The organism is Pedobacter terrae (assembly GCF_900100705.1).
GTDB lineage: Bacteria > Bacteroidota > Bacteroidia > Sphingobacteriales > Sphingobacteriaceae > Pedobacter > Pedobacter terrae.
Map to the genome: position 1 here is coordinate 273,960 of NZ_FNCH01000001.1, position 23,580 is coordinate 297,539.

Consider the following 23,580-nt stretch of genomic DNA (forward strand, 5'->3'; position numbering starts at 1 on the left):
AGGATATTAAAATGATGTTTCGGCTATACGTTTATAATTTTTGATTGCTTTGATAATTCCACTTACAATTTCATTTTGTCCTTCAGCAGAGTTCATATAGTCTTCTTCTTGAGGGTTACTCACAAAACCTATTTCTGTTAAGACAGCAGGCATCGCTGCACGCGCCAATACCGCAAGGCTTTTCTCTTGCACGCCCCTGTTAATACGGCCAGCATTAACATACTCTTGTTGAAGCATGGAAGCAAACTTTAAACTCCGCTCTCTATTGGTTTGTTTCATCAGGGATAACATAATATCACTTTCAGGGGTATTTGCTATAAAGCCCTCATAGTTTTTCTGATAATTCTCTTCCAGAAACATGGATGCATTTTCCCTTTTAATCACTTCATCCTGTTCATCTAAACGGCGTGTTCCGGATACAAAAGTTTCTGTTCCCCTGGTTGAGGTACTTTTAGAGGTAATCGTTCGGTAAACCGGTACTTTTCTGCCCCTTACCTTTTTATAATAATCTACCACTCTAGATACCCTCACCGGCATATCATTTAAGTGAATGGAAATAAATAAATCGGCTTTTGCATTATTGGCGATATTGATACGCTCGTACAAAGGAATAAATACATCCGACTCACGGGTATAAATAACCTTAATATCTTTTAAGCTATCCTGAAGCGCACGACCCAGGTTTAATGCGGTTTTAAGTGCCACATCTTTTTCCTTCGAATACACGCCATGTGTTGCGCCATCTTTACCACCATGACCAGCATCAATTACAATTGTTTTGATTTTATATCCCTGCGCAAATGCTTGATTATCAATGGTATTTGATAGTACTAAATAAATAATAATGGTTAAAATGGATTTAAGATACATCAATGGTATATTTTTCACTAATTTTGGACGTTTTTGATTAAACATTTGTGCAAAAATAACATTCAAATACGAATTTGAAACCCCTAAAGAGTTCTATTTTACTAATATCTGTCATTTTATTAACACATGTTGTTGGTAAAGCTAACGCATTTTCTCATTTTTCATTGCAACAGATTATCCGGCAAGACACCACTAAAAACGATACGGTTAAAAAAACGGGTAAGAATAATAGCAGTATCGACCAGAAGGTAGAATACAAAGCGGAGGATTCTGTTAAAATGAGTGCCGATAAAAGTATTGTCTATTTATACGGGAACGCCAGGGTGGTATATGGTGATTTTGAGCTAGATGCGGCTTATATTAAATACGATCAAAAACAAAATTCTATTTTTGCCCGTGGTATTAAAGATTCAAAAACCGGCAGATATACCGGGAAACCCATTTTTAAATCAGGTGCCGAAGGCACTGCTATAGCAGATTCTATTTTTTACAATTCAGAAACAACCCGGGCGAAAGTATATGGTGTTTTTTCTGAACAGGAAGGAGGTTTCTTCTCTGGCGGGCAAAGTAAAAAGCAAATAGATGATGAGCTGCATGTTAAAAATGTGATGTACAGTACCTGTAATCTTCCACATCCGCATTTTGGGTTAATGATTTCTAAGGGTGTAGTAACAGAGAAGCAGATTATTACAGGTCCGGTTTATATGATTATTGAGGATGTACCCACGTTTCTCGGGCTACCATTTGCATTTTTCCCTAAACCGAATAAGCGAACTTCGGGGGTTATTCTACCTACACCCGGTGAGGATGCAACCAGAGGATTTTTCTTGCAAAACGGTGGTTATTATCTCGGCTTAAACGATTATTGGGATGCTAAACTGATCGGTTCGATTTATACCAATGGTTCTTATGAAACAAGTTTACTCAGTAATTATACCAAGAGATATAAGTTTAATGGCAATATAAACCTGGCTTATGCCAGTTTTAAAGATGGTTTAGAGGGTACTGATGCTTTTAATAACCCGACCAAAAACTTTAGTATTAACTGGAGCCACAGCCAAAATGCTAATGCCAATCCGGGTACAACCTTTAGCGCCAGTGTAAGATTGGTGTCAACAGGAAGAAAGGGATACTATAGAAATACTGCAGCAGGTACCACATACGATATCAATACCATTGCTACCAACTCGACAAGTAGTAGTGTTAGTTATGCAAAGGCCTATTCAAACGGCATGAATTTCTCTTTGGCTGCATCAAGTGACCAGACCCTGAGTACCAGGGCGATATCACTCAGGCTGCCCGAAATGACATTTAACGTACCTACATTTAATCCATTTAGCCCTAAAAATGTGGTTGGTGAACAAAAATGGTATCAAAAAATTACAGTAGGATACAGTCTGCAAGGAACAAACCGTATTGATACTTTTGATAGTTTGCTTTTTCAAAACGATGGACTAAAACGTCTACGTAGTGGTTTTTCGCATAGTATTCCTGTAAATATGTCGTTTACGGCTTTGAAATATCTTAATTTTAGCCTGGGCGGTACTTATAACGAAGTTTGGAACTTTCAGAACGTAAGTAGAAGATATACCAGTTATGCTGATAATACTTATTCATTTAGAGAAGATACCACGAGTAGTTTTAAAAGAGCAGGTAGCTACAGCTTGTCAACAAGTATGTCGACTAAAATATATGGTAGAAGAGACTTTAACCCGGCGGGTAAAATACAGGCGTTGCGTCATGTAATGACACCAAATGTTTCTTTTTCATACTCTCCTGATTTTACAAAAGCAGGCGCCGGGCCTTATAAGCCTGCTAAAGATCAGAATGAACAACAGATTTATGTCGGTGGGCAACCTTTAAAGTATTCTATTTTTGATGGTATGGCACAGCCAGGCTCTTTTGGTGGGCCAAATGCATCTATTGGTTTTGGCCTGGATAATACAGTTGAGCTAAAAGTGAGGAATAAGAACGATACCACAGGAACAGGTTCTAAAAAGATTCCGATCATCCAGGGTTTGAGTTTTAGTGGCTCATACAATTTCCTGGCTACATCTTATAAACTATCTACCATTGGTTTTAGTGGGCGATCTCAGTTTACAGATAAATTAGGGATAAACTATAATGGAACTTTAGATCCATATTCGTTAGAGGCCGATAGCATACCAGGTTCTACACGGCGGATTAGACAAGACCGGTATTTCTGGCAAAGTGGTAAGTTTTTACCGCGCCTGGCCAATTTTGGTTTCTCATTCGATTATAGTTTAAATCCAGAGGCATTAAAACGTAAAAACGAAGCTAATGATAAATTGGGTGCGGCAGCCAATAAAAAAGGATTGACTGATATCCAGTCTGAACAATTGGCGGCTATAAGCCGTGACCCAAATGCATTTGTCGATTTTAATATTCCCTGGAACTTCTCGTTCTCTTACAGTTTTCAATATTCAAATGATGGAAACGTTAATACCGTTTCGAATACATTAAACTTTAATGGCGATGTTAATTTAACACCGAAATGGAAGGTTACTTTTAATTCAGGCTACGATTTTAAGAATAATGGTTTAACCCCAATGAATTTAGCTATTTACCGCGATTTGCATTGCTGGGATATGAGTGTAAACTGGGTTCCGTACGGCGCTTATAAAAGTTATTCTGTTACCATAAAAGTGAAAGCATCAATATTGCAGGATTTAAAATTGAGCAAAAGACAGGGTTTTTACAATACATACCGATAAATTTATGCTAGCCGAAATTATTACCATTGGTGATGAGATACTCATCGGCCAAATCGTTGATACCAATTCTGCATGGATGGCTAAACAATTAAATTTGATTGGCGTTTCCGTTAAGCAGATTACTTCAGTTTCTGATGATGAACAGCATATTTTAGAAGCGCTGCGACTTGCTGAAACACGTGCGGATTTAATCTTAATTACTGGCGGCCTTGGACCGACCAAAGATGATATTACCAAAAAAACTTTGGCAAAGTATTTTAATATGGGCTTCCGTAACGATGCAGCTGCATTGGAAATGGTTCGTCAGATTTTTGAAAAATACAAACGTCCGCTGTTGGATATCAATATACAGCAAGCCGATGTTCCTGATGGTTGTGAAGTTATTGTAAATAAAAATGGCACTGCGCCCTGCATGTGGTTTGAGCAAAACAACACCATTTTTATATCCATGCCAGGAGTGCCATATGAGATGATGTATCTGATGGATGACGAAATCCTTCCCAGAATTACAAGCAGCTTTAAACTGCCCTTTATTGTACATAAAACTATCCTTACTGCAAATATCGGTGAATCATTTCTGGCTAAAGAGATTGAGGAAATCGAAGATAGCTTACCAGCACATATCAAATTGGCTTATTTGCCAAAATTAGGACAAGTTCGCTTACGTTTATCGGCCAAAGGTGATAACGAAGCAGAATTACATCAAGAGGTGGAGGTTTATGCCAAACAGATCATTTCAAAAGTGAATAAGTTTGTGGTAACGGATGAAGATATTCCATTAGAAAAAGCGATTCTGGACTTAATGAAAAGTAAAGGACTTACTTTATCAACAGCAGAAAGTTGCACGGGTGGATATATTGCACATCTAATTACACAACATCCTGGCTCTTCTGCTGTTTATTGGGGCGGGGCGGTAGCATACGCTTACGAACTTAAGGAATCTATTCTTGGTGTAAAAGAAAGCACTTTAAATACTTTTGGTGCCGTGAGTGAGCAAACTGTAACAGAAATGGCAGAAGGAGCAATAGAACATTTCAAAACCGATTATGCCATTGCGGTTAGTGGCATTGCCGGCCCGGATGGTGGAACAGAAGAAAAACCAGTTGGTACGGTATGGATTGCCATTTCTTCAAAACACAAAACCGTAGCTAAGGTGTTTAATTTCAGTAATAAACGGATTCAAAACATAGAACGTTCTGCAGCCTCGGCTTTGGCTATGTTATTAAATGTCCTTAAAGAGACAGTTTAGAACGAATAAAAACTGTATTTTTGTAGCGTTACCAATATAAAATACTGTAATTTAATATGGCTCAATACGAACTATTGTTACCAAAAATGGGTGAAAGTGTTGCGGAAGCAACTGTGATTAAATGGGTAAAACAACCAGGTGATGCTATTGATTTAGATGATACCATTTTGGAAATCGCTACCGATAAGGTAGATTCTGAAGTTCCATCTCCGGTTGCCGGTAAATTGGTAAAACAGTTATTTGCTGCAGATGAAGTTGCCCAGGTAGGCGATGTAATTGCCATTATTGAAACTGAAGGTGGAGATACCACTGAAGTTGTAGCGCCAGCTACAGAAAAACCAATAGTAGAAGAAAAACTAGAGGCTATACCTGGAATTGAACAGCTTCCGGATCATGATACCAAGACAAACACCGATTTCAGTTCATCTGATCGCTTTTATTCTCCTTTGGTAAAAAGTATTGCAGCCCAGGAAAATATTTCATTATCAGAGTTAGATGCCATAAAAGGTTCTGGAGTTGACGGGCGTTTAAATAAAGACGACCTGTTGGATTATATTTCCAGAAAAAATGGCGGTACTGCAAAAACGGCTACAGTTATATTAAATCCACCTCCTCCGCAAGTTAACGAAGTTGTAGCGCAAAAACCGGAACCATCCTCACCAGCTCCGGTTACAAATAAACCTTCTACAACAAGTATTAATGGTGCCGATGAGGTTATCGAGATGGATAGAATGCGCAAACTGATTGCCGATCATATGGTAATGAGTAAAACAACATCACCGCATGTAACCTCATTTGTTGAAGCCGATGTAACCAACATGGTATTGTGGCGCAATAAAGTGAAAAACAGTTTCGAGAAACGTGAAAATGAAAAAATTACATTTACCCCAATCTTTGTAGAGGCGGTTGCAAAAGCGATAAAAGATTTTCCGATGATTAATGTTTCTGTTAACGGGACTCAGATTATCAAAAAAGGTAATATAAATATCGGCATGGCTGCAGCTTTACCAAGCGGGAACTTAATCGTTCCGGTAATTAGAAATGCTGATCAGTTAAATCTGGTAGGTTTAACGAAAGCTGTTAACGATCTGGCAGGCAGAGCAAGAAACTCCAAACTAAAACCAGACGAAACACAAGGTGGAACTTTTACATTAACCAATGTAGGTAGTTTTGGAAATGTGATGGGTACACCGATTATTAACCAGCCTCAGGTGGCTATTTTAGCGGTAGGCGCCATCAAAAAGAAACCTGCTGTATTGGAAACCGAGCATGGTGACGTGATTGCGATCAGACATATGATGTTTCTATCGTTATCGTACGACCATAGGGTCGTAGATGGTTCATTAGGAGGTATGTTTGTGCGGAGGGTGGCAGATTATTTAGAAGGCTGGGATCTGAACAGGGAGATTTAGTCAGTTTACAGTTAACAGCTTTCAGTTGGCAATTGCCAATAATTAATCAATTTACTAGTTTAACAATCAAGAATGTTAGCGTCAAATTTAAAATCAATAGTTTCAGATAACGTATTGCATGCCAAATGGTTAAATACGCTATCTTATATGGAAAATGCAGGTGCAAAGAAGATTTCTGCTTCGGAGCATAAAGAAAATGTAAATCTGATTATTCTTAAACACGCTGCAGAAGAACACCGTCATGCTTACTACTTAAAAAAACAGATTTCGAAGGTTGACGAGGCACTTTGTAAAACTTACAGCAATGCCGAGTTATTATCACCAAATCATACCAAATACTATTTACACGCTTTAGATATTGCAGTTTGTCGTTATTTAAAAGCTGTATTTAATCTTTCTGGTTACGATTTAAAATTCGCTGCTTATTTATTTGTTACTTACGCCATTGAGGTTCGTGCCGATGAGTTGTATCCAATTTATCAGGCGGTTTTAGATGAAGCCAAAAGCAAGGTAAATGTTAAGTCGATTATCCTGGAAGAAGAAGGACACCTGGAGGAAATGCTGAACCAACTGGTTAGTTTTTCTGATGATTGGGAAAATCATGCTGCCGAAGTCATAAAAATAGAAAAAGCTTTATTTGGTAATTGGGTTGCTGCCTTAGCTGCAGAATTGCCTGTAAGTGCTTAATCATATTGTTATCGCATATTGTCGGGTTTCACGGCATTGAGTCTTGTAAATAGAAAAGAAGTCAAGTTTAATAGCTTATGTGCCAGGGAAACTTGACTTCTTTCCTTAAAAACCAATCCAGTTCATCTTTGTTTCTACATAAAAACAAATATCATGGCTAAATTTTCAGATTTAATTAATGGAGATAAACCAGTGCTGGTCGATTTTTTTGCTGAATGGTGTGGTCCGTGTAAAATGATGAAACCGATCCTGGAACAGCTAAAATCTCAGGTAGGCGACTCGGTATCGATTATTAAAGTAGATATCGACAAAAATCAACCGGCCGCTTCATCGTTTAATGTTCAAAGCGTTCCAACACTAATTCTATTCAAAAAAGGTAAACAGGTATGGAGGCAAAGTGGCGTATTGCAGGCTTCGCAATTGAAACAGGTGATTGATGCCCATGCTTAAACCTCCAACACGCTTTTAGGTGTAACGGCAAATATCCGCTCAGTGGTTTTAGGGTAGATATTGTATAGTCCTGTAAAAAGGCTAAAAGCAGGCAGAACGGCATATTCTTTACCAAAATAAAAACAAGGAAATTTTAATCTTTGCTTTGCTTTTCCTACAACGGTCACACCGGGATGGATATGCCCGCTAATTGGGTATAATTCTTCTTCGGTACAATTTGGTGCATCATGGATAAAACAAAAAGGCCCCAAACAAAAGCTTGGCTCATGTATTTCGATATTCATTGCTGCATAATTGGCGTCGGAAAGCCGATCGTGATTTCCTTTTACCAATAAGAAATTAAGTTCCTGGTATTGCTTTCTCCAAATGGAAAACGCCTCAATGTCTGTATTTAAACCGTGGTGAAACATATCACCGTTGATCAGTAATGTTTTAGGCTGATATTGCTTAATTAATAAGCTTAAACGCTGTAAATCTGTTTGGGCAATGGTTGCCGGTACTTGTAAACCTGACTGGCGGAAGTGTGCAGATTTACCCAAATGCAAATCGCTTATCGCTAAAAGCTGATGTTTCGGTAAGAACAAAGCCCTTTCTTTATCTAAAATCAGTTCTTCACCCTGGCTTGTAATGGTCATTTATTTTATGCTATTGTCATCCTCAGCTTGTCGAAGAATTTTTTAAACTTTGACGAGTCAAGAAGATGAATCTATTTAATTTTCTCTGCTTCGGCTTTCATTCTGGCAATTCGCTGCTCTAATTCTTCCGAACTCATGTTTTCACGCAAACTGTCTACTTTAATAGGAAAAGACAGCGGTGTGAAACTTTTTGGATTGGTAATAATAATCGCTCCATTCTGAATTCTTTCTAAAGCGGCCGCCAATCTGGGTTCCTCCAGTTGTTGGTAAAAAACCTCATCGTATGCCTGTCGCAAAAGTAAATTATGTTTATCGTAATCGCTAAAAACATTAAAAAACAGACCAGCAGATGACTGCAGATGTTTATTGGCTACATATTTACCTGGGTAACCCTGAAAAACGAGTCCGGAGATACAGGCAATATCTCTGAATTTCCTTCTTGCCATTTCAGTTGAATTGATACTCAGTGTAATATCTTCCGTTAAATTCTTGGGCGAAAAAACTTCGTAAGCAATCGATTCATCCATTGGGATTTCCGTTTCACTCAAAAGCTCAAAGCCATAGTCATTCATGGCAATAGAAAAACTGATGGGCAGTAATTTACTTAAACGATAAGCTACCAGCGCTGCTAAAACCTCATGCACTAATCGGCCTTCAAAGGGATAGGCAAAGAGGTGAAAACCTTCTTTATTATTAATGAGTTCTATTAGTAACTCATCATTCTTGGGTACATGAGAGCGTTTTTCCTGTAATAAAAATAGCGGATAAACAGAGTCAAGTTCCTCATCCTGATGGGTTTTGTCTAAGGCTTCATTATACTTTTTCCTTAAAACCGCACCTAAATTGGAAGATAGCGGTAAGCGGCCACCATTCCAGCTCGGAGAGATTGCATTTTTCTGTTTACTCACCCGCACCACAACGGTCATATCTTTCACCTGCACAAATTCCAAAACCCTTCCTGCTAAGCGGAAATTATCGCCAGCTTTCAAACGCGTAACAAAATATTCTTCCACCATGCCAATGTAGCCACCAGAAATGAATTTTACTTTCAGCATCGCGTCGCTTACAATTGTTCCAATATGTAACCGGTGCCGCATGGCCAATTGCCTGCTCTTCACTTTCCACAGTCCGTCCTCATCCTTCGTTACCTTTTTAAATTCGGTATAGGCGCTTAAACTATCTCCTCCAGAGGTGATGAACTGCATTACCCAAGCCCATTCTTCAGGTAAGATAAGTTTAAAAGCATGGGTATTCTTAATCTCTTCGTAAATGATCTTATCATCAAATCCATCGCCTATCGCCAGTGTAACCAAATACTGGATCAAAGTATCAAATACCATAATAAATGGCTCGCGGCTCTCAATATTATTTGTTTTGGCGGCTTCCTTAATTGCTGCCGCCTCAACCAGTTCTAAAGCATGCGTGGGTAGAAAATATATTTTAGAAATTTCGTGAGGGGAGTGGCCGGAGCGCCCCGCCCTTTGTAAAAACCGTGCAACACCTTTTGGCGATCCGACCTGAACTACTGTATCCACGGGTTTAAAATCTACGCCCAAATCTAAGGATGAAGTAGCAATAACGGCTTTAAGCTGTCCGGTATGTAATGCATCTTCAATCCAGTTGCGGAGTTCGAAATCTATCGATCCGTGATGTATGGCAATGCGCCCCGCAAGTTCAGGTTCTATATTCAGCAAATGCTGGTACCACATTTCAGATTGCCCCCGGGTATTAATGAAAATTAAGGTCGTTTTACTTTTTTCAATAATGGGTAAAAGCTTGTAGGCAAGTTTTAAACCCAAATGCCCGGCCCAGGGCAAGGTTTCAATATCATCAGGTAAGATGGATTTGATCTGGATTTTCTTTTCCAGATCGGCCTTAACAATGATTCTTTTGGCGGCTAAATTTGGTTCCAATACATCTAAAGCTTCCTCAATATTTCCAATGGTTGCAGAGATTCCCCAGATTCTTAAAAACTGGTTTTTTTCTAACTTTTGCAAACCTTTAATGCGAGAAACGGCTAACTCAACCAGGACACCTCGTTTACTGCCCAAAAGTTCATGCCATTCATCCGCCACAATGCATTTAAGATTCCTGAATAGGGTTGACGAGCCTTTTTGTGCCAACAACAGATGCATGCTTTCCGGCGTAATTAATAAAATTTCTGGCATCGATTTTTTCTGCTGTAATTTTTCTGCCTGCGAAGTATCGCCATTGCGAACACCTACGTGCCAATCCAATTCCAGTTCCAATAAAGTTTCCCGCATCGCCCTGGCAATATCTTTTGCCAAAGATCGGAGTGGGGTAATCCAGATTAACTGCAAACGATCTTTCGCTTTTTTGTTATTAGCTTCTGAGGCATTTAAGGCTTCAATTACTACAGCTAAAAAAAGTGAAAATGTTTTTCCGAAACCCGTAGGCGCGTTTACCAAACCGCTGTAGCCATTAAGATAATACTGCCAGGCATCTTCCTGAAATTGAAAAGGCCTGCGTTTATTTGCCTTTAACCAGGCTTTTATCTTTTTATAACCTTTGGTTTTGGTTTGGTCCATGCTTAATATCTTTCCTTGTAGGTTTTATATTGATAAGTTTGAGGTTCTCTTGTTCGTTTTGAAAAGCAATAACAGTAGTTCTTCTGTAACAACAGTCCCGCCATATGCTTTACCTTTTTTGTGATTATTCTTTTAACATTGATGATATTCTGGCAAAAAAGGGTGCCGCTCCTGTCGGGTTTAAAATCGTCGGGCCATTCGTCCAAATTAAATCTTTCTACTCGTTGTACCTGCAGACCGAAATTGTTAAGCTTCGATCTGATGTTCTTTGAGGACACAGGTCATGGGATTTTCTTATAAGGTAGATTGCAATAATTGCCTCAAATCTTCCAGCGTGTTAATTTCATCTGCTTTTTTATCTTTTCTCCACCGCAATATACGTGGAAAACGTAAAGCTAAACCTGCTTTATGGCGTTTACTTTCAGCAATTCCTTCAAACGCAATTTCAAAAACCAGTTCAGGTTTTACGGTACGTACAGGCCCGAATTTTTCAATTGCGTTCCGGTTTACAAAAGAATTTACTTCTTTAATTTCCTTATCAGTTAAGCCCGAATAGGCTTTGGCAATTGTCACTAAATTTTCGCCATCACGAACGGCAAAGGTATAATCGGTAAAAAAATTAGCCCTTCTGCCACTTCCTTTTTGCGCATAGATCATTACCGCATCAACCGTATACGGATTAATTTTCCACTTCCACCAATCGCCCCGTTTTCTTCCGCTGTGATAATGAGAAGTTAACTTTTTAAGCATGATGCCTTCACTGTTTATCGAACGCGAAGTTTGTCTTAAATCCGCTAACGCTTCCCACGAGCTGCAATTGATTACTGGAGATATAATCACCGGACTTTCATCTAACCCACCGATCAATTGTTCCAGTGTTTTACGCCTTACACTTAAAGGTTCTTCCCTAAAATCCTTTGCTTCATATTCTAAAATATCATAAACAAAAAATCCGATGGGTGCATCTTCCAGATGTTTTTTATTAATCGTTTTACGGTTTAAACGCTGTTGTAAAGTACTAAACGATAAAACCTGTTTATCTTGTACTGCCAGTATTTCGCCGTCTAAAACCACACCATCTGGCAAAACATCGATCATAAAATGCAATTCGGGAAACTGTTCTGTAACCAGTTCCTCGCCACGGCTCCAGATAAAGAGTTCTCCGTTCCGCTTTACAATCTGCCCACGAATACCGTCCCATTTCCATTCGGCTTGCCATTCAGCAATATCTCCCAATTTTTCAGGCTCTTGCTCCAGGGCATATGCCAGGCAAAAGGGGTAAGGCCATGAATTATCGGTATTTACATGGATACCATTAATTAGTTCATGAAAAGTAATTTCATAAGGATTCCATTTTCCCATAATGCTGTGCATAATCTGGGCGCTATCTAAGCTGCTTTGTTTGGCCAAAGCATTCACCAGCATTTTATTGGAAACACCAATCCTGAAATTACCCGAAATCAGCTTGTTAAAAATAAAACGTTCCTGGGTTTCAAGTTTGTTCCATGCACTTAAAATGAAATCTTTTTTGGTTTCATCATCTTTACCTTCTAAATCGTGCAAGTCTTCCACCCACTTATGCAATTGAAAATCTGATGTATTTTCGGCAGGGGGCAATAACAAAGCAATGGTCTCACTTAAATCGCCAACATTGGCATAACTTTCGGCAAATAACCATTCTGGTGTTTGGGTAATATCTATAGCCCAGTATTTCAACAAAGCTGATTTAATTGGTCTTTTAGGTTTTTTACCTGTAAATAAGGCTATTACCCATACTTTATCTTTATCGTCAGCGTAATTAAAATAATCAACCAGGGCCGCAATTTTATCGTTGGTTTTATTGCTCAGTTCGAGCTGCTGGATCAGTTTTGCAAAACGTTTCATGGCTATTTATTTTCGTTTTGCTCGGCTAAATCAACTTTGTTTTCTTCATCATCTTCCTGGCCAAACTTAGTTAAAACTTCTGCCGCTTCTATACCTTCATCATTTAAAAAGCGGCTAAAAGCAGCTGTAAAACCATGGGTAACATATACTTTTTCGGCGCCTGTTGCGGTAATGGCTTCCATTAAACCTGGCCAATCTGCATGGTCACTTAGTGCAAAACCAGCGTCAGCACTTTGCCAGCGGCGGTGTGCCCGTACTTGCATCCAGCCAGAACATATACCGGTAACCGGGTGGGATAAGTTTTTGATCCATCGGCTATCGCGCATGGCAGGCGGTACAATTACAATTCCTTTCTGTAACTCATCCTTAGTGGTTTCAGGGGTAATCCTAATGGTTTTGGGAAGGTTTACGCCAGCTTCTATAATCACTTCGTTCAAGTTAGCAATGCTGTTATGTACATAAATAGGGGTGTCGCCAGCCAGATTTTTAATTAAACGCTGCGCTTTGCCCAAACTATAGGCAATCAATACGCTTGTTTTCTGTTGATTGATATTATCATTTACCCAGTTCTTAATTCCGTCGAAAACAATTTCCTGTTTTTGCCATTTGTAAACTGGTAGTCCAAAAGTGCTTTCTGAAACAAAAGAATGGCATTTTACAGGTTCGAATGGCACAGTGATGCCATCATCTTCAATTTTATAATCGCCAGAGATAACGCAGATTTCGCCTTTATATTCCAAACGTACCTGTGCAGAGCCAATAATGTGCCCGGCAGGAAAAAAAGAAATGTTTACGCCATTACGGCTAATGCTTTCTCCATACTCCAGTGTTTCTACATTTAAATCTTCACTGATTCTGCGTTTGATGATGGGTTTGGTTAAAGTATGGCAGAGGTAATATTTATTTCCAAAACGCACATGATCGCTATGTCCATGTGTGGTTACGGCATAATCTACAGGCCACCAAGGGTCTACATAAAAATCGCCCTGTTTGCAGTAGATCCCTCTTTTGGTAAATTCTATTAATGCCATAGCTAATAAACAATAAAATTAATAATTAGTTTTAGGCAATTATCGGCTAATTGCCCGATAAATTTAAATATCGGCTAAATACCCGATAAATAGAAATATCGGCTAATTAGCCGATATTATTTTTGAAATATGAATAATAAATTCGATATTGTAATATGATTTGCATTATAACAGGTGATATTATAGGCTCAAGGAAGATCAAAGATAGCTGGTTGTTGAATTTAAAAACTGCCTTAAAAGTAGTTTCCGGTCGTAGCCATAAGTGGGAGATCTATCGGGGAGATAGCTTTCAGTTAGAAGTAGAGCCAGAGAATGCCATCAGAACTGCGGCTTATTTAAAAGCGTGCATTAAGGTAAATAAACCTGCAGATGTAAGAATGGGTATCGGGATTGGAGATCTAAAAAACAAACGGAAAAAGCTTTCCGAATCCAGTGGAGATGCTTTTGTGCATTCAGGAGCAGCTTTTGATAGTTTAAAGCAGGGCAAGGTTAATTTAGCTATTAAAACAGATTCTGTTGATTTTGATGAAGAAATTAACGTTTTGATCAAGTTATCTCTCATTGCAATGGATAGCTGGGGAGTTGTAGCTGCCGAAATGGTAAAACTTGCATTGGAAAATAACGACTTGTTGCAGAGCGAGCTGGCAGCAATTTCAGGCCGGACACAATCATCCGTAAGTGAGGCATTAAAACGTGCACATTATACCGAGATTATGGAAATGGACAGGATTTATCGTAAAAAATTAAACCAAATGATTTTAAAATAATGGATATTTATTTAATCAAGCTTATTCTTGCTCATTTAATTGGAGATTTCTTTTTGCAGCCAAATGCCTGGGTAAAAGACAAGGAAAGGAGAAAGTTAAAATCAACCAGGCTCTATTTACATGTAATGATACATGTAGTTTTAATATTTGTTGTTTTTTTAAGTTTTGATGTTTGGAAAACGGCGTTAACAATAGGGATAATCCATTTAATTATTGACGCTTTAAAATCCATCTTTCAAACCAACAAAAATGCCCGAATACTGTTTTTTGCCGATCAGGTTTTGCATTTTAGCTCCATTGTGGTGGTATGGCACCTTTTCTACAAAGGAAGTTTAGATATCAGTTTTTTTAATGAAACCAAAACCTGGATTTTAATAGCAGGGGCTTTATTTCTAACAATGCCTACATCGATTGTAATGCGGGTAATTATTGCCAAATGGCTTCCAGATAACCAGCCAGACAGCCCGCAGTCGCTACAAAATGCAGGTAAGTATATCGGGATACTGGAAAGGGTGCTGATCTTCCTGTTTATCTTAACCAATCATTTCGAAGCAGTTGGTTTTTTACTTGCAGCAAAATCTATATTTCGGTTCGGTGATCTAAAAGAAAAACACGATCTTAAATTAACAGAATATGTACTGATTGGAACTTTGTTAAGCTTCGGGATAGCTATTGTAACCGCTATGCTCACTCAAAGTTTTATCGCATAAAAAAAGCAGCCCGAAAGCTGCTTTTTAAATTTTTCTATTTTGCTCCCGGAGGACAATTTTCTTTTAGAAATTTAGTATAAGTTAAAGATAAATGTTTACTGGTCCCTTCGCCTTCAGAAATACTGTGGGTACGGTTTGGGTAACTCATCAATTGAAAAACCTTTTCGTTTTTGATTAACTCATTAATCAACATTTCGGCATTTTGATAATGTACGTTATCATCGCCGGTACCATGAATGTACAATAAATTTCCTTTTAAGTTTTTGGCATAAGTAATAGGAGAGCCCTTTATATAAGCTTCTTTACTTGGAAAAGGTGTACCCATATAACGTTCCTGATAAACATTATCGTAAGTTAACTGGTTGCCAACTGCTGCAATGGCAATACCTGTTTTGTAAATTTCAGGATATTGGAACATCAGGTTTAAAGTAGACGAACCGCCACCGCTCCAGCCCCAAACAGCTACACGGTCTTTATCCATAAAAGCGTTGGTAGCCAATAGTTTTTTAGCAGCCATGGCCTGGTCGCGGATGTTAAGCACACCGATGTTTTTATAAATGCTTTTGCGCCAAGTGCTTCCTTTTGGAACAGGGGCACCTCTATTATCCATTGAAATATAGATATAACCATCTTTAGCCATATCGCCAGCATATAAGAAGTTCCTTCCGGCGCCATAAGTATCCGCTGCTGTAGGAGAAGCAGGTTCACCATAAACATAAAACACAACCGGATATTTTTTCGAAGGATTAAAATTGTCAGGTTTTTTCATCCATCCGTCCATTTCAATGCCATCTTCGGTGGTTACTTTGAAAAATTCAACTTTGTTTTTAGCAGCTTCCTGTTTCGATAATTGGGTAGTAATGCTTCCATCCATCGTAAATGGATTCCCGGTAGTAAAATTCATCCACTCGGTAATTGGCCTTACGATTGAACTGTTGTAGGTATGGTGGGCAAAAACAGCATTAGGTGAAATATCGTAATTGTGCGTCCCTGGTAAAACAGACGGCGTAACCTGTTCTAATTTGCCTTTGCCATCTAACTTGGTTTTAAAAAGATACTTCTGGGTAGCATTAGTTGGTGAGGCCAGAAAATAAACCAGGTTATTTTTAACATCGATCAATTTAACATCAATCACATCATAATTGCCCTTTGTAACCAATGTTTCTTTCTTTCCATCCAAACTAATCCTGTATAGGTGGTTCCAGCCATCTTTGTCTGATACAATGGTAAACTCTTTATTGTCATTTAACCACTTCCATTCATCCTGTGCATCAATCCAGGCTTTGGCTTTTTCAGTATAAACAGCTTTTGCCGATCCTGTAGATGCATTACAGATAAATACTATACTTTCATTCTGCTCGCGGCTAAGCTGTTGTAGAATAATATCATTACTATTGGGTACCCACTGCATACGTGGAATGTAGTGCTGAATATTATCGCCAGGAACCTTTAGCCAGCTTGTTTTGGCTGTTGTAATATCAACTACGCCAACTTTGCAGGCAGAAGGATTTTCGCCCACCTTTGGATATTCTACTGGGATAGTAAATGGATAAATAGAATCGGTATTATTAATCATTAAGAAATTTTTGATTTTCGTTGCATCCAGCTGCCAATAGGCGATAGATTTACCATCCGGGCTCCATCTGAAGCCATCCCTGCAATCAAATTCTTCCTCGTAAACCCAATCGAAAGTACCATTGATCAATCGGTCTGTGCCATCCGTAGTTAAGGCTTTAGCACCAGTTCCATCGATATTTTCTACATATAAATTGTGCTTGCTTACATAGGCTACCTTATTGCCATCTGGCGATAATTTTGCAAACATTAAAGATGAGGCCGGTTTATCTTTTCCGATCTGGGTAATTTTGTTAGCTGTTAAATCAGCCAGCCAATAATCACCACGTGTATCATAACGCCAAACTTTTTTACTGTTGGTGTAGATTAATGCTTTGGTGCCATCATCCGACAGTTGAAAGCTCCTTACCGGAATGGCATTAGCTTTTCCCGTTGGTGTTAAAAGCGCCCTGGATATAATTGTTTTTCTATCGCTTTTAGGGAGGGTAACCGAAATAATTTCTCCATTTACAATCTGATAGTAGGAATTACCGTCTTTTGCCCAGTTGATAGTTTGAGCTTTTGCATCAATTAGCGAGCAAAATGCTATACAAGTAACTGATAATCTGAATAATAATTTTTTAATCATATATAATTTTTGGACATAAAAAAAGCTTTTCAACTTTCGGGCTAATTTAAATAAAAAGCCCGCAGTTAAAAAGCTGTAAATTACCTTGAATTGGCTAATTATTCACCACCACCTTGCATGGCTTTCAAATCTTCCATAGTTACTACTTCGTAACCGGCAGGAATTTCAGTGTTAATGGCACCTACTTTGGCTTCAGAAAGAGACTTTAAAATCAGATCTGAATTTACACCATTAATTAATGCCGAATATTTTACAGGAAGTGCACCCAGGCCTTTAAAAAGACCACCAGTTGTAATTGCAGCAATGTCAACATCTTTTGTTGCCCATAATTCGTGCGCTCCGCCTTTGTCATCTTTGTAAGTATATTTTTCTGCATTAAATCCAGCGATGGTCTGTTTTTCGCCAGTTGCTTTATAATCAGAATATTTTGGCATTAAAGCTTCCTGTGCTTCTGTTTCTGCTTTGCTCACCTTTACAGCAAACTGTTTTTGAGCTACAGGAACATCAATTAATAATAATCCGCTTTTATCAGCCGTATTCGAAATGATATTTACCAAGGCCGGACCATTTTCAATTTCTATTTTGGTTAAGCTTCCATTAAATTTGGTTTTAACGTCAGTTGTTGTACCATTAGCAGTTACAGCAAATACCAAAGTACCTTCAGCAATTTTCTTTTGTGCATGGGCAATTATAGCTGTGCTCACTAATATTAAAGCTACAATGCTAGTTTTGATTGATTTGAACATGTTTTATTTTAGTTTAAGTTATTTACCAATTAATTTTTTCTTTTTTTAAAAATGAAGAAATCCCTTTTTTAAAATCATCACTTTCTCTTACCCTCGCATTAATCTGTATTGCAAATTCCAAACTCTTTTCCAAGTACGGATTAACAGTTTGTGTAATCAGTTGTTTCGTAATCATTAGTGAATTACCAGAACTCTCCGTACACAAACTTAATGCAAATTCTCTTGTTTTTTGATGGATATCGGAAGAATTTGTTACAAAATTTATCAAATTATATTTTAATGCCTGCTCAGCAGAGAAAATTTTTCCGGTAAGTAAAATTTCCTTGGCGATCGACTCGCTTACCTTCTGTTTTAAAAAACATGAAACTATAGCAGGCACAAAACCAATCTTTACTTCAGTGTAACCAAAATTACTTTCAGGAGTGGCAAAAACAATATCACATATGGTTGCCAAACCACAGCCACCAGCAATAGCATGCCCCTCTACCTGGGCAATAACCACTTTTGGCAGATAATAAATAGTTGTAAAGAGTTTTTTTAAGCGATTGGAATCGGCTACGTTTTCTTCAAATGTATTGTTTTGCAATTGCTGAAGATAGGCTAAATCGGCACCAGCACTAAATGCATCACCATTAGCATTTAAAATAACCACTTTTACCAGATCATCTTCTGATGCCTTTATAAATGCATCAGTTAATTCAGCAATAAGTTGAGGGTTTAGCGCATTTCTCTTTTCAGGCCTGTTTATTGTTATTGTTGCTATTCTTTCAGCAACTTGATATAAAACCAGATTTTTCATATTATCGGCTTAGTTGCACCAAATATGCTTTATTTTTCTTTAAAATATGAACATCTAGATTATTATTCTCAATTTCTTTTTTCAGGATCTGAATTAGATAATCTTTATTCGTGGCATCTATGATTGCCGCTTTATATTTTATATCCGGCTGTATTTTAGCTAAATTAATTTTTGTATTTCCACTTAACCATATGCTCGAAAAGGTAGCCTTTCCATTTATCTTTTTGTTATTCAGATTTTCATCAGCTAAGAGTATTTTATAATGAAAAAAGACAATCTGGTTGTTCTTTGATGCAAAGTGCCCTAAAACAGTATCTTTCTTTAAACTGATCAAATGTATTTTATCTACTTGCAATTGCGATAATGCCGGCTCAACGGAAAAGGTGTAATTTTTATCTTCAGTAGTTAAATCTGAAACCAAAACAGCTTCTTTTCCATTGATAAATGCAGCCGCGTAATTTTTTCTCAGGGAAAAGAAAATGATTTTCCGCTGGTGAAAAGCCTTCAGGTCATCGCGCAGAATTAAAAGGTGATAACAAATAAATAAAAATAGAGCAGAAAACAAAAGTGCTTTATTAAATTTTGTTAATGCATAAATAAACATACCTAGCGAGAAGCTTAATAATATAAATTCGGGCTCATTAACCCATATTGATGAAACACTGGCGTACGGCAAATTTGCAATCCAATTTAGCACAGCGTTGGTAAAATTTATGATCCATTCGAAAATGGGGGCCAGAAACCCGAATGATGGGATTAATACGCCAATCCCCAAATACATCATTAATATCAATGGGATGGTAATGAAAAGGTTAGCAAACAGAAAATAAAGTGGAAATTGATGAAAATAATAAATACTCAATGGAAACGTGACAGTTTGTGCCGCTAAAGACATAGAGGTAAAACTCCATAATTTATCTATCCAATTATGCTCAATGTAAAAAAGCCGATAAATTTTAGGCTGAAGATAAATTAATCCAAATACAGCCAGGTAAGAAAGTTGAAATCCAACATCCCAGATTAAAAATGGATTATAAACGAGTTGACAAAATGCTGAAAACGCTAAAGTATTATAACTATTGGTTTTTTTAGATAAAACTTTTGCTGTTATTAAAATACTAATCATAATGGCTGAACGGACTACAGAAGGCGATAATCCGGTGAGCAGAGCATATCCCCAGATCAAAGTGCAAATGAGTAATAACTTTACTATTTTTAATGTTCGATTCTTATTTAAAAAGAAGAGCATAAAATCTAAAACGACATAAATAATAGCTACATGCGCTCCTGATACGGATAAAGCGTGAATGGTTCCTGTTTTGGAGTAGGCGGATAAAGTTTCTTTACTTAAATCGGCACGGTAACCTAAAATAAGGGTAGAGGCCACAGCAAAAGCCTCGTCACTCTTAATCAGGCTTCTGTATTTTGTTACCTGCTTTTCTCTTATGTTTAGCGCCATCTTTATAAGCGGATTACCAATATTGTTTTTGGTGTTAACGATATGATTCTGATCTATAAATCCCTGATGATAAATATTCTGACTGGCCAACCAGGCTTTAAAGTCAAATTCTGCAGGGTTATATGGAGGTTCTACTGCTGTGTATCTTACCGATATCATCATTTCGTCGCCATACTTTAATTTAATAGGTTTTAGGCTATCTAATCTTACGGTAAGCAAAATTTGTCCCGATAGGTTGATCTGCTTATCTTTTTGATATCCAGCTACTACATTTGCTTTAAAGCGTAAAATGTTGCCATTTTGCTGAGGTTCGTTATTGACCCAAACTTTTAAATAATCACATCTGGTTTTTGCAAAGTAATTTTGGTTTAAACTTTCATTATTAAGCAGGCAAAACAAACTGCCAAGGTTAAAAAAAAGTGTGTAAGTTAAAATACCAATTGAGCCTTTGTAACGATATATATTGAACTTTTTATAAGTAATATTTAAAAATAAAAGAATCAATAAAATAACGGATAGGGTAATAGTCAACCATTGAATATATGCTAATGCCGGAAAGAAATAAAAAATACAGATGCCCAGAATAAAGGGAAACAGAATCCTGACAAAAATATATTCAGTCTTGAACATGGATTAAAATTGATAGCGCACTTGAATTTTAACTTCAGATTTTTTATTACCCTTAATCTCGTCCAGATAAGTGCCAACCGTTTTCACATCCTTGTAAATGAACAAGCCATACCGAAACCATACATCTAGCCTTTTGATGATGTTGTATTTCATGTTGAGGTAGGTTCTGAAACCTTTTCCATTGTACATTCCGAAAGCAAAACTGTATAAAACATCATCCTCATAGGCGTAAATTCTACTATTATAACTGGGCGTATTGAAATAGGCAAATCGTACATTTCCAGTAAGCTTAGCAAACATTGGCGAATAGTCTATATCCTGATAAATAAGATATCCAAACTCCCGTTTTGCACTTCCTTTTTTATATTGAGAAACCTCCAGCCGGTTTTGAAAATGCCAATTCTTATTCAGTTGCCAATTGGTCTCTGCCCGGTAGCCTTCTCTTTTTAAGTCATCTAAAAAATTAACAGGTACATCCAGATCGGTGTTCTGTTGCTTATTTTCTGATTTAAACCGAACTAAAATTTTAAAGGTTTTGCTAGGCGTATAAATCGCCTGACCTAAAACTTCGTAACCCTTTGAAGGTTCATCAACACGATATTTTAACCAGGGAAAACGAAATAAATCACCATAGAAAGAAAAGGCCCAATATTTATTTGGATTAATATTTAAACCGGCATACAATCCCCTTTCGTTTATTGCTTCGCTCGATTCAGATACAGCCTGATTAAAGAAATTATGATAATCTTTGGCATAATTACGATAGGTTATGGCTGCAGAAACTGCTGACGATAAACTCACTAATACACCATTAATATAAGCAAATCCGCCACCCAAACCTTTTGCTCCCTCGCCATAGAGGTACATATTTTTATAGGTATAATTATAAAACAGGCCCAAATTGGTTAAAGATTTTCCCGTAAAACTATACCGATCGTAAGCTGCAGTCTGCGTGATAAAACTAGTTTTAAAATTGGTATGATAGGCAATCGTACCAATAGCAAGGTCGTTTTTGGAATATTGAACGGTGGTACCATATATAGTCTGGGCCAAAACACCTTTATTTTTAAGTTCTGTTGGCGTTCTGTGCAATCCAGTTTGATTGATCGTAGACTGAACTAAATTTCCGTCAGCATCTAACTTTTGACTCGCATCAAGGTTGCGGAATGAAATAAAAGGCGTAATGTCTACATTTTTAAATAAATTAATGGTTGCGGCAGCGCCTCTGAAAAAGGAATATTCATTAGTAGAATTGTAAGGTCTTAAACCCAAATCTTTTTTAGCTACACTCGTTACATCAGGTCCTTTGCCAAAAGAAAAACCCGACCATAAGGTTAGTCCCTGGCCAAATTGCTGTGTATAATCGCCAATTACCAATTTTTTTAATTTGCCCAATTTGAATAGCGCAATATTGCCTGAATAAAAATCGAAAGGTTTGCCTGCAAATTTCTCTCCGGCATCTTTATCTAATGTAAAGGCTGCTGATAGAATTGAACTGTATTGATATCGATATCGCATCTGAAATCTTTCTGGAGAACCTAAATACCTGTTCCCAGGCAAATCGGTATAGCCTTTTTGTTTTTGTAATGTTTGCGCAAAACGCATCGTCAGATCGTTTTCGCCAGCATTTATGAGGTTTTTAAAACTGAGCTGCTGATACGCTGTGATATCGGTTAACGTTACAAATGGGAGCAGGTTTTGAATCGTTTTAACATCAAATCCAGGAATGCTCTGTAGTTCCAGCACATCTGCTAGCGGACCGTTTTCCTTTATATGGTTAAAGATATTGCCAATCTGCAGGGGAGATAAGAATACCAAAGTATTTAATTCTTCTACCGAAGCTCGATTCAGATTAATGGGGTGTTTACGATATCTTTCCAGTACATCAATCAACTCGGTCATATCGTAATCGTCGGGTAGGTTTTCAGCCATACTTTCCAAAATATCACGTATATCTGCTTCTTGCGTATTGGTTTGGGCATCTGCCCCAAAACCAATCGTTACAAATGCAACAGTTAAGATCTTTAACGCATAAGCACTTCTAACTAAAAATTTATGATACAGATCAATAAGCCATGAGATGATTAAATTTCGGCTACGAAAAAGTTTTTCTCCAGAAGGATTTGTTTGCCAGGGCAAATTACCTGTTAATACAGGTGAAACTATACCAAAATATTTTTTGGACACTAAAGAATAGGGAGAGGAGACGGGCAATAATACACACCATATTTTCATAAGCAGGGGTTAACTGGTTAATAAAAATTAGGGTGATTTTTGTATTAGTAGTTCTAATATAGATAAATAATTAAAAAACTACAAGAAATGTATTTCTTTAATTACTATAAATGCACATTGAGGTTACAAATAAGATGAATATGTGATTAGAGTTCTTCAGCAAGGTTTACTAAAAAGCCCTTCAGTTTTTCTAACGAATCAATAATCTTTTGATTCTCTCTAACACCTGTTTTATTGTTCTTTAAATAATCTTTAGCACCTTTTAAGGTAAATCCTTTCTCATCAACCAGATTAAAAATGATTTTTAGGTTTTCAATATCTTCTGGCGTAAAAAGACGGTTACCCTTCTTGTTTTTTTTGGGCTGGAGGATATCAAATTCCTTCTCATAAAAACGGATCTGCGATGCGTTAACATTAAACATTTCAGTCACCTCGCCCATGGTATAATACATTTTATTAATGTCTCTTTCTTTATATGGCATATTTTGTGATTGATTATGAGTGTTTTATATCGATTAATTAAAGTATC

18 protein-coding genes are annotated in these 23,580 nt (G+C 37.5%); 7 read left to right on the forward strand and 11 right to left on the reverse strand.

Features of this window, described 5'->3' with window-relative positions:
* Window positions 1-6: 6 nt before the first annotated feature.
* The gene (locus BLR60_RS01195) at window positions 7-915 is read right to left on the reverse strand and encodes an N-acetylmuramoyl-L-alanine amidase family protein (RefSeq protein WP_244155557.1); all 909 of its coding nucleotides are present in this window, start codon (window positions 913-915) and stop codon (window positions 7-9) included.
* Window positions 916-944: 29 nt separating this feature from the next.
* Here BLR60_RS01195 and BLR60_RS01200 point away from each other — a divergent pair, with 29 nt between their 5' ends.
* From BLR60_RS01200 to trxA, 5 genes are all read left to right on the forward strand, one after another.
* Window positions 945-3,605, forward strand: coding sequence for a putative LPS assembly protein LptD (locus tag BLR60_RS01200; RefSeq protein WP_090496229.1), 2,661 nt, complete (start codon window positions 945-947; stop codon window positions 3,603-3,605).
* Window positions 3,606-3,609: 4 nt separating this feature from the next.
* Window positions 3,610-4,854 carry a competence/damage-inducible protein A gene (locus tag BLR60_RS01205; RefSeq protein ID WP_090496230.1) on the forward strand — a complete coding sequence of 415 codons (1,245 nt, stop codon included), beginning with the start codon at window positions 3,610-3,612 and terminating at the stop codon, window positions 4,852-4,854.
* A gap of 56 nt (window positions 4,855-4,910) precedes the next feature.
* The gene (locus BLR60_RS01210) at window positions 4,911-6,266 is read left to right on the forward strand and encodes a dihydrolipoamide acetyltransferase family protein (protein WP_090496231.1); all 1,356 of its coding nucleotides are present in this window, start codon (window positions 4,911-4,913) and stop codon (window positions 6,264-6,266) included.
* A 72-nt stretch (window positions 6,267-6,338) separates the two neighbouring features.
* Window positions 6,339-6,953 (forward strand): hypothetical protein, encoded by a 615-nt coding sequence (locus BLR60_RS01215; protein ID WP_090496232.1) that lies wholly within the window; start codon window positions 6,339-6,341, stop codon window positions 6,951-6,953.
* 153 nt (window positions 6,954-7,106) lie between these two features.
* On the forward strand, window positions 7,107-7,403 hold the full coding sequence (gene trxA / locus BLR60_RS01220) for a thioredoxin (RefSeq protein ID WP_090496233.1): 297 nt from the start codon (window positions 7,107-7,109) through the stop codon (window positions 7,401-7,403).
* On the opposite strand, the gene pdeM is transcribed toward trxA, so the two are convergent.
* From pdeM to BLR60_RS01240, 4 genes are all read right to left on the reverse strand, one after another.
* Entirely contained in the window at window positions 7,400-8,038 is a 639-nt protein-coding gene (pdeM, locus tag BLR60_RS01225; protein ID WP_090496234.1) for a ligase-associated DNA damage response endonuclease PdeM, read from the reverse strand. The two genes, trxA and pdeM, sit on opposite strands and share 4 nt — an antisense overlap.
* Window positions 8,039-8,109: 71 nt before the next feature.
* A complete protein-coding gene (locus BLR60_RS01230) occupies window positions 8,110-10,587 on the reverse strand; it encodes a ligase-associated DNA damage response DEXH box helicase (protein ID WP_090496235.1) in 2,478 nt (825 codons plus the stop codon).
* Window positions 10,588-10,881: 294 nt separating this feature from the next.
* A complete protein-coding gene (locus BLR60_RS01235) occupies window positions 10,882-12,471 on the reverse strand; it encodes an ATP-dependent DNA ligase (protein WP_090496236.1) in 1,590 nt (529 codons plus the stop codon).
* Window positions 12,472-12,473: 2 nt separating this feature from the next.
* A complete protein-coding gene (locus BLR60_RS01240) occupies window positions 12,474-13,502 on the reverse strand; it encodes a ligase-associated DNA damage response exonuclease (RefSeq protein WP_090496237.1) in 1,029 nt (342 codons plus the stop codon).
* A gap of 155 nt (window positions 13,503-13,657) precedes the next feature.
* Here BLR60_RS01240 and BLR60_RS01245 point away from each other — a divergent pair, with 155 nt between their 5' ends.
* Both BLR60_RS01245 and BLR60_RS01250 read left to right on the forward strand, forming a co-directional pair.
* Window positions 13,658-14,269, forward strand: a complete 612-nt coding sequence (locus BLR60_RS01245; protein WP_090496238.1) for a SatD family protein — start codon at window positions 13,658-13,660, stop codon at window positions 14,267-14,269.
* Window positions 14,269-14,979 (forward strand): DUF3307 domain-containing protein, encoded by a 711-nt coding sequence (locus tag BLR60_RS01250; protein WP_090496239.1) that lies wholly within the window; start codon window positions 14,269-14,271, stop codon window positions 14,977-14,979. The genes BLR60_RS01245 and BLR60_RS01250 overlap by 1 nt, the downstream gene beginning before the upstream one ends.
* Window positions 14,980-15,013: 34 nt before the next feature.
* Here BLR60_RS01250 and BLR60_RS01255 read toward each other — a convergent pair whose 3' ends face one another.
* The 6 genes from BLR60_RS01255 to BLR60_RS01280 form a co-directional block, all read right to left on the reverse strand.
* On the reverse strand, window positions 15,014-17,182 hold the full coding sequence (locus BLR60_RS01255; RefSeq protein ID WP_090496240.1) for a S9 family peptidase: 2,169 nt from the start codon (window positions 17,180-17,182) through the stop codon (window positions 15,014-15,016).
* 98 nt (window positions 17,183-17,280) lie between these two features.
* Window positions 17,281-17,928 (reverse strand): DUF4412 domain-containing protein, encoded by a 648-nt coding sequence (locus BLR60_RS01260; RefSeq protein WP_090496241.1) that lies wholly within the window; start codon window positions 17,926-17,928, stop codon window positions 17,281-17,283.
* Window positions 17,929-17,950: 22 nt separating this feature from the next.
* Window positions 17,951-18,727: an enoyl-CoA hydratase/isomerase family protein gene (locus tag BLR60_RS01265; RefSeq protein WP_090496242.1), complete on the reverse strand. Its 777-nt coding sequence runs from the start codon at window positions 18,725-18,727 to the stop codon at window positions 17,951-17,953.
* Window position 18,728: 1 nt separating this feature from the next.
* The gene (locus BLR60_RS01270) at window positions 18,729-20,816 is read right to left on the reverse strand and encodes a ComEC/Rec2 family competence protein (protein WP_090496243.1); all 2,088 of its coding nucleotides are present in this window, start codon (window positions 20,814-20,816) and stop codon (window positions 18,729-18,731) included.
* Window positions 20,817-20,819: 3 nt separating this feature from the next.
* Window positions 20,820-23,051 (reverse strand): helix-hairpin-helix domain-containing protein, encoded by a 2,232-nt coding sequence (locus BLR60_RS01275; RefSeq protein WP_244155558.1) that lies wholly within the window; start codon window positions 23,049-23,051, stop codon window positions 20,820-20,822.
* A 146-nt stretch (window positions 23,052-23,197) separates the two neighbouring features.
* A complete protein-coding gene (locus tag BLR60_RS01280) occupies window positions 23,198-23,533 on the reverse strand; it encodes a MerR family transcriptional regulator (RefSeq protein ID WP_029274329.1) in 336 nt (111 codons plus the stop codon).
* Window positions 23,534-23,580 lie beyond the last annotated feature (47 nt).

Coding starts and splice junctions, on each gene's coding strand:
- BLR60_RS01255 (WP_090496240.1), bottom strand. CDS start 17,182: ATGATTAAAAAATTATTATTCAGATTATCAGTTACTTGTATAGCATTT.
- BLR60_RS01215 (WP_090496232.1), top strand. CDS start 6,339: ATGTTAGCGTCAAATTTAAAATCAATAGTTTCAGATAACGTATTGCAT.
- BLR60_RS01250 (WP_090496239.1), top strand. CDS start 14,269: ATGGATATTTATTTAATCAAGCTTATTCTTGCTCATTTAATTGGAGAT.
- BLR60_RS01240 (WP_090496237.1), bottom strand. CDS start 13,502: ATGGCATTAATAGAATTTACCAAAAGAGGGATCTACTGCAAACAGGGC.
- BLR60_RS01270 (WP_090496243.1), bottom strand. CDS start 20,816: ATGTTCAAGACTGAATATATTTTTGTCAGGATTCTGTTTCCCTTTATT.
- BLR60_RS01195 (WP_244155557.1), bottom strand. CDS start 915: ATGTTTAATCAAAAACGTCCAAAATTAGTGAAAAATATACCATTGATG.
- BLR60_RS01275 (WP_244155558.1), bottom strand. CDS start 23,051: ATGAAAATATGGTGTGTATTATTGCCCGTCTCCTCTCCCTATTCTTTA.
- pdeM (WP_090496234.1), bottom strand. CDS start 8,038: ATGACCATTACAAGCCAGGGTGAAGAACTGATTTTAGATAAAGAAAGG.
- BLR60_RS01210 (WP_090496231.1), top strand. CDS start 4,911: ATGGCTCAATACGAACTATTGTTACCAAAAATGGGTGAAAGTGTTGCG.
- BLR60_RS01260 (WP_090496241.1), bottom strand. CDS start 17,928: ATGTTCAAATCAATCAAAACTAGCATTGTAGCTTTAATATTAGTGAGC.
- BLR60_RS01245 (WP_090496238.1), top strand. CDS start 13,658: ATGATTTGCATTATAACAGGTGATATTATAGGCTCAAGGAAGATCAAA.
- BLR60_RS01235 (WP_090496236.1), bottom strand. CDS start 12,471: ATGAAACGTTTTGCAAAACTGATCCAGCAGCTCGAACTGAGCAATAAA.
- BLR60_RS01280 (WP_029274329.1), bottom strand. CDS start 23,533: ATGCCATATAAAGAAAGAGACATTAATAAAATGTATTATACCATGGGC.
- trxA (WP_090496233.1), top strand. CDS start 7,107: ATGGCTAAATTTTCAGATTTAATTAATGGAGATAAACCAGTGCTGGTC.
- BLR60_RS01205 (WP_090496230.1), top strand. CDS start 3,610: ATGCTAGCCGAAATTATTACCATTGGTGATGAGATACTCATCGGCCAA.
- BLR60_RS01230 (WP_090496235.1), bottom strand. CDS start 10,587: ATGGACCAAACCAAAACCAAAGGTTATAAAAAGATAAAAGCCTGGTTA.
- BLR60_RS01265 (WP_090496242.1), bottom strand. CDS start 18,727: ATGAAAAATCTGGTTTTATATCAAGTTGCTGAAAGAATAGCAACAATA.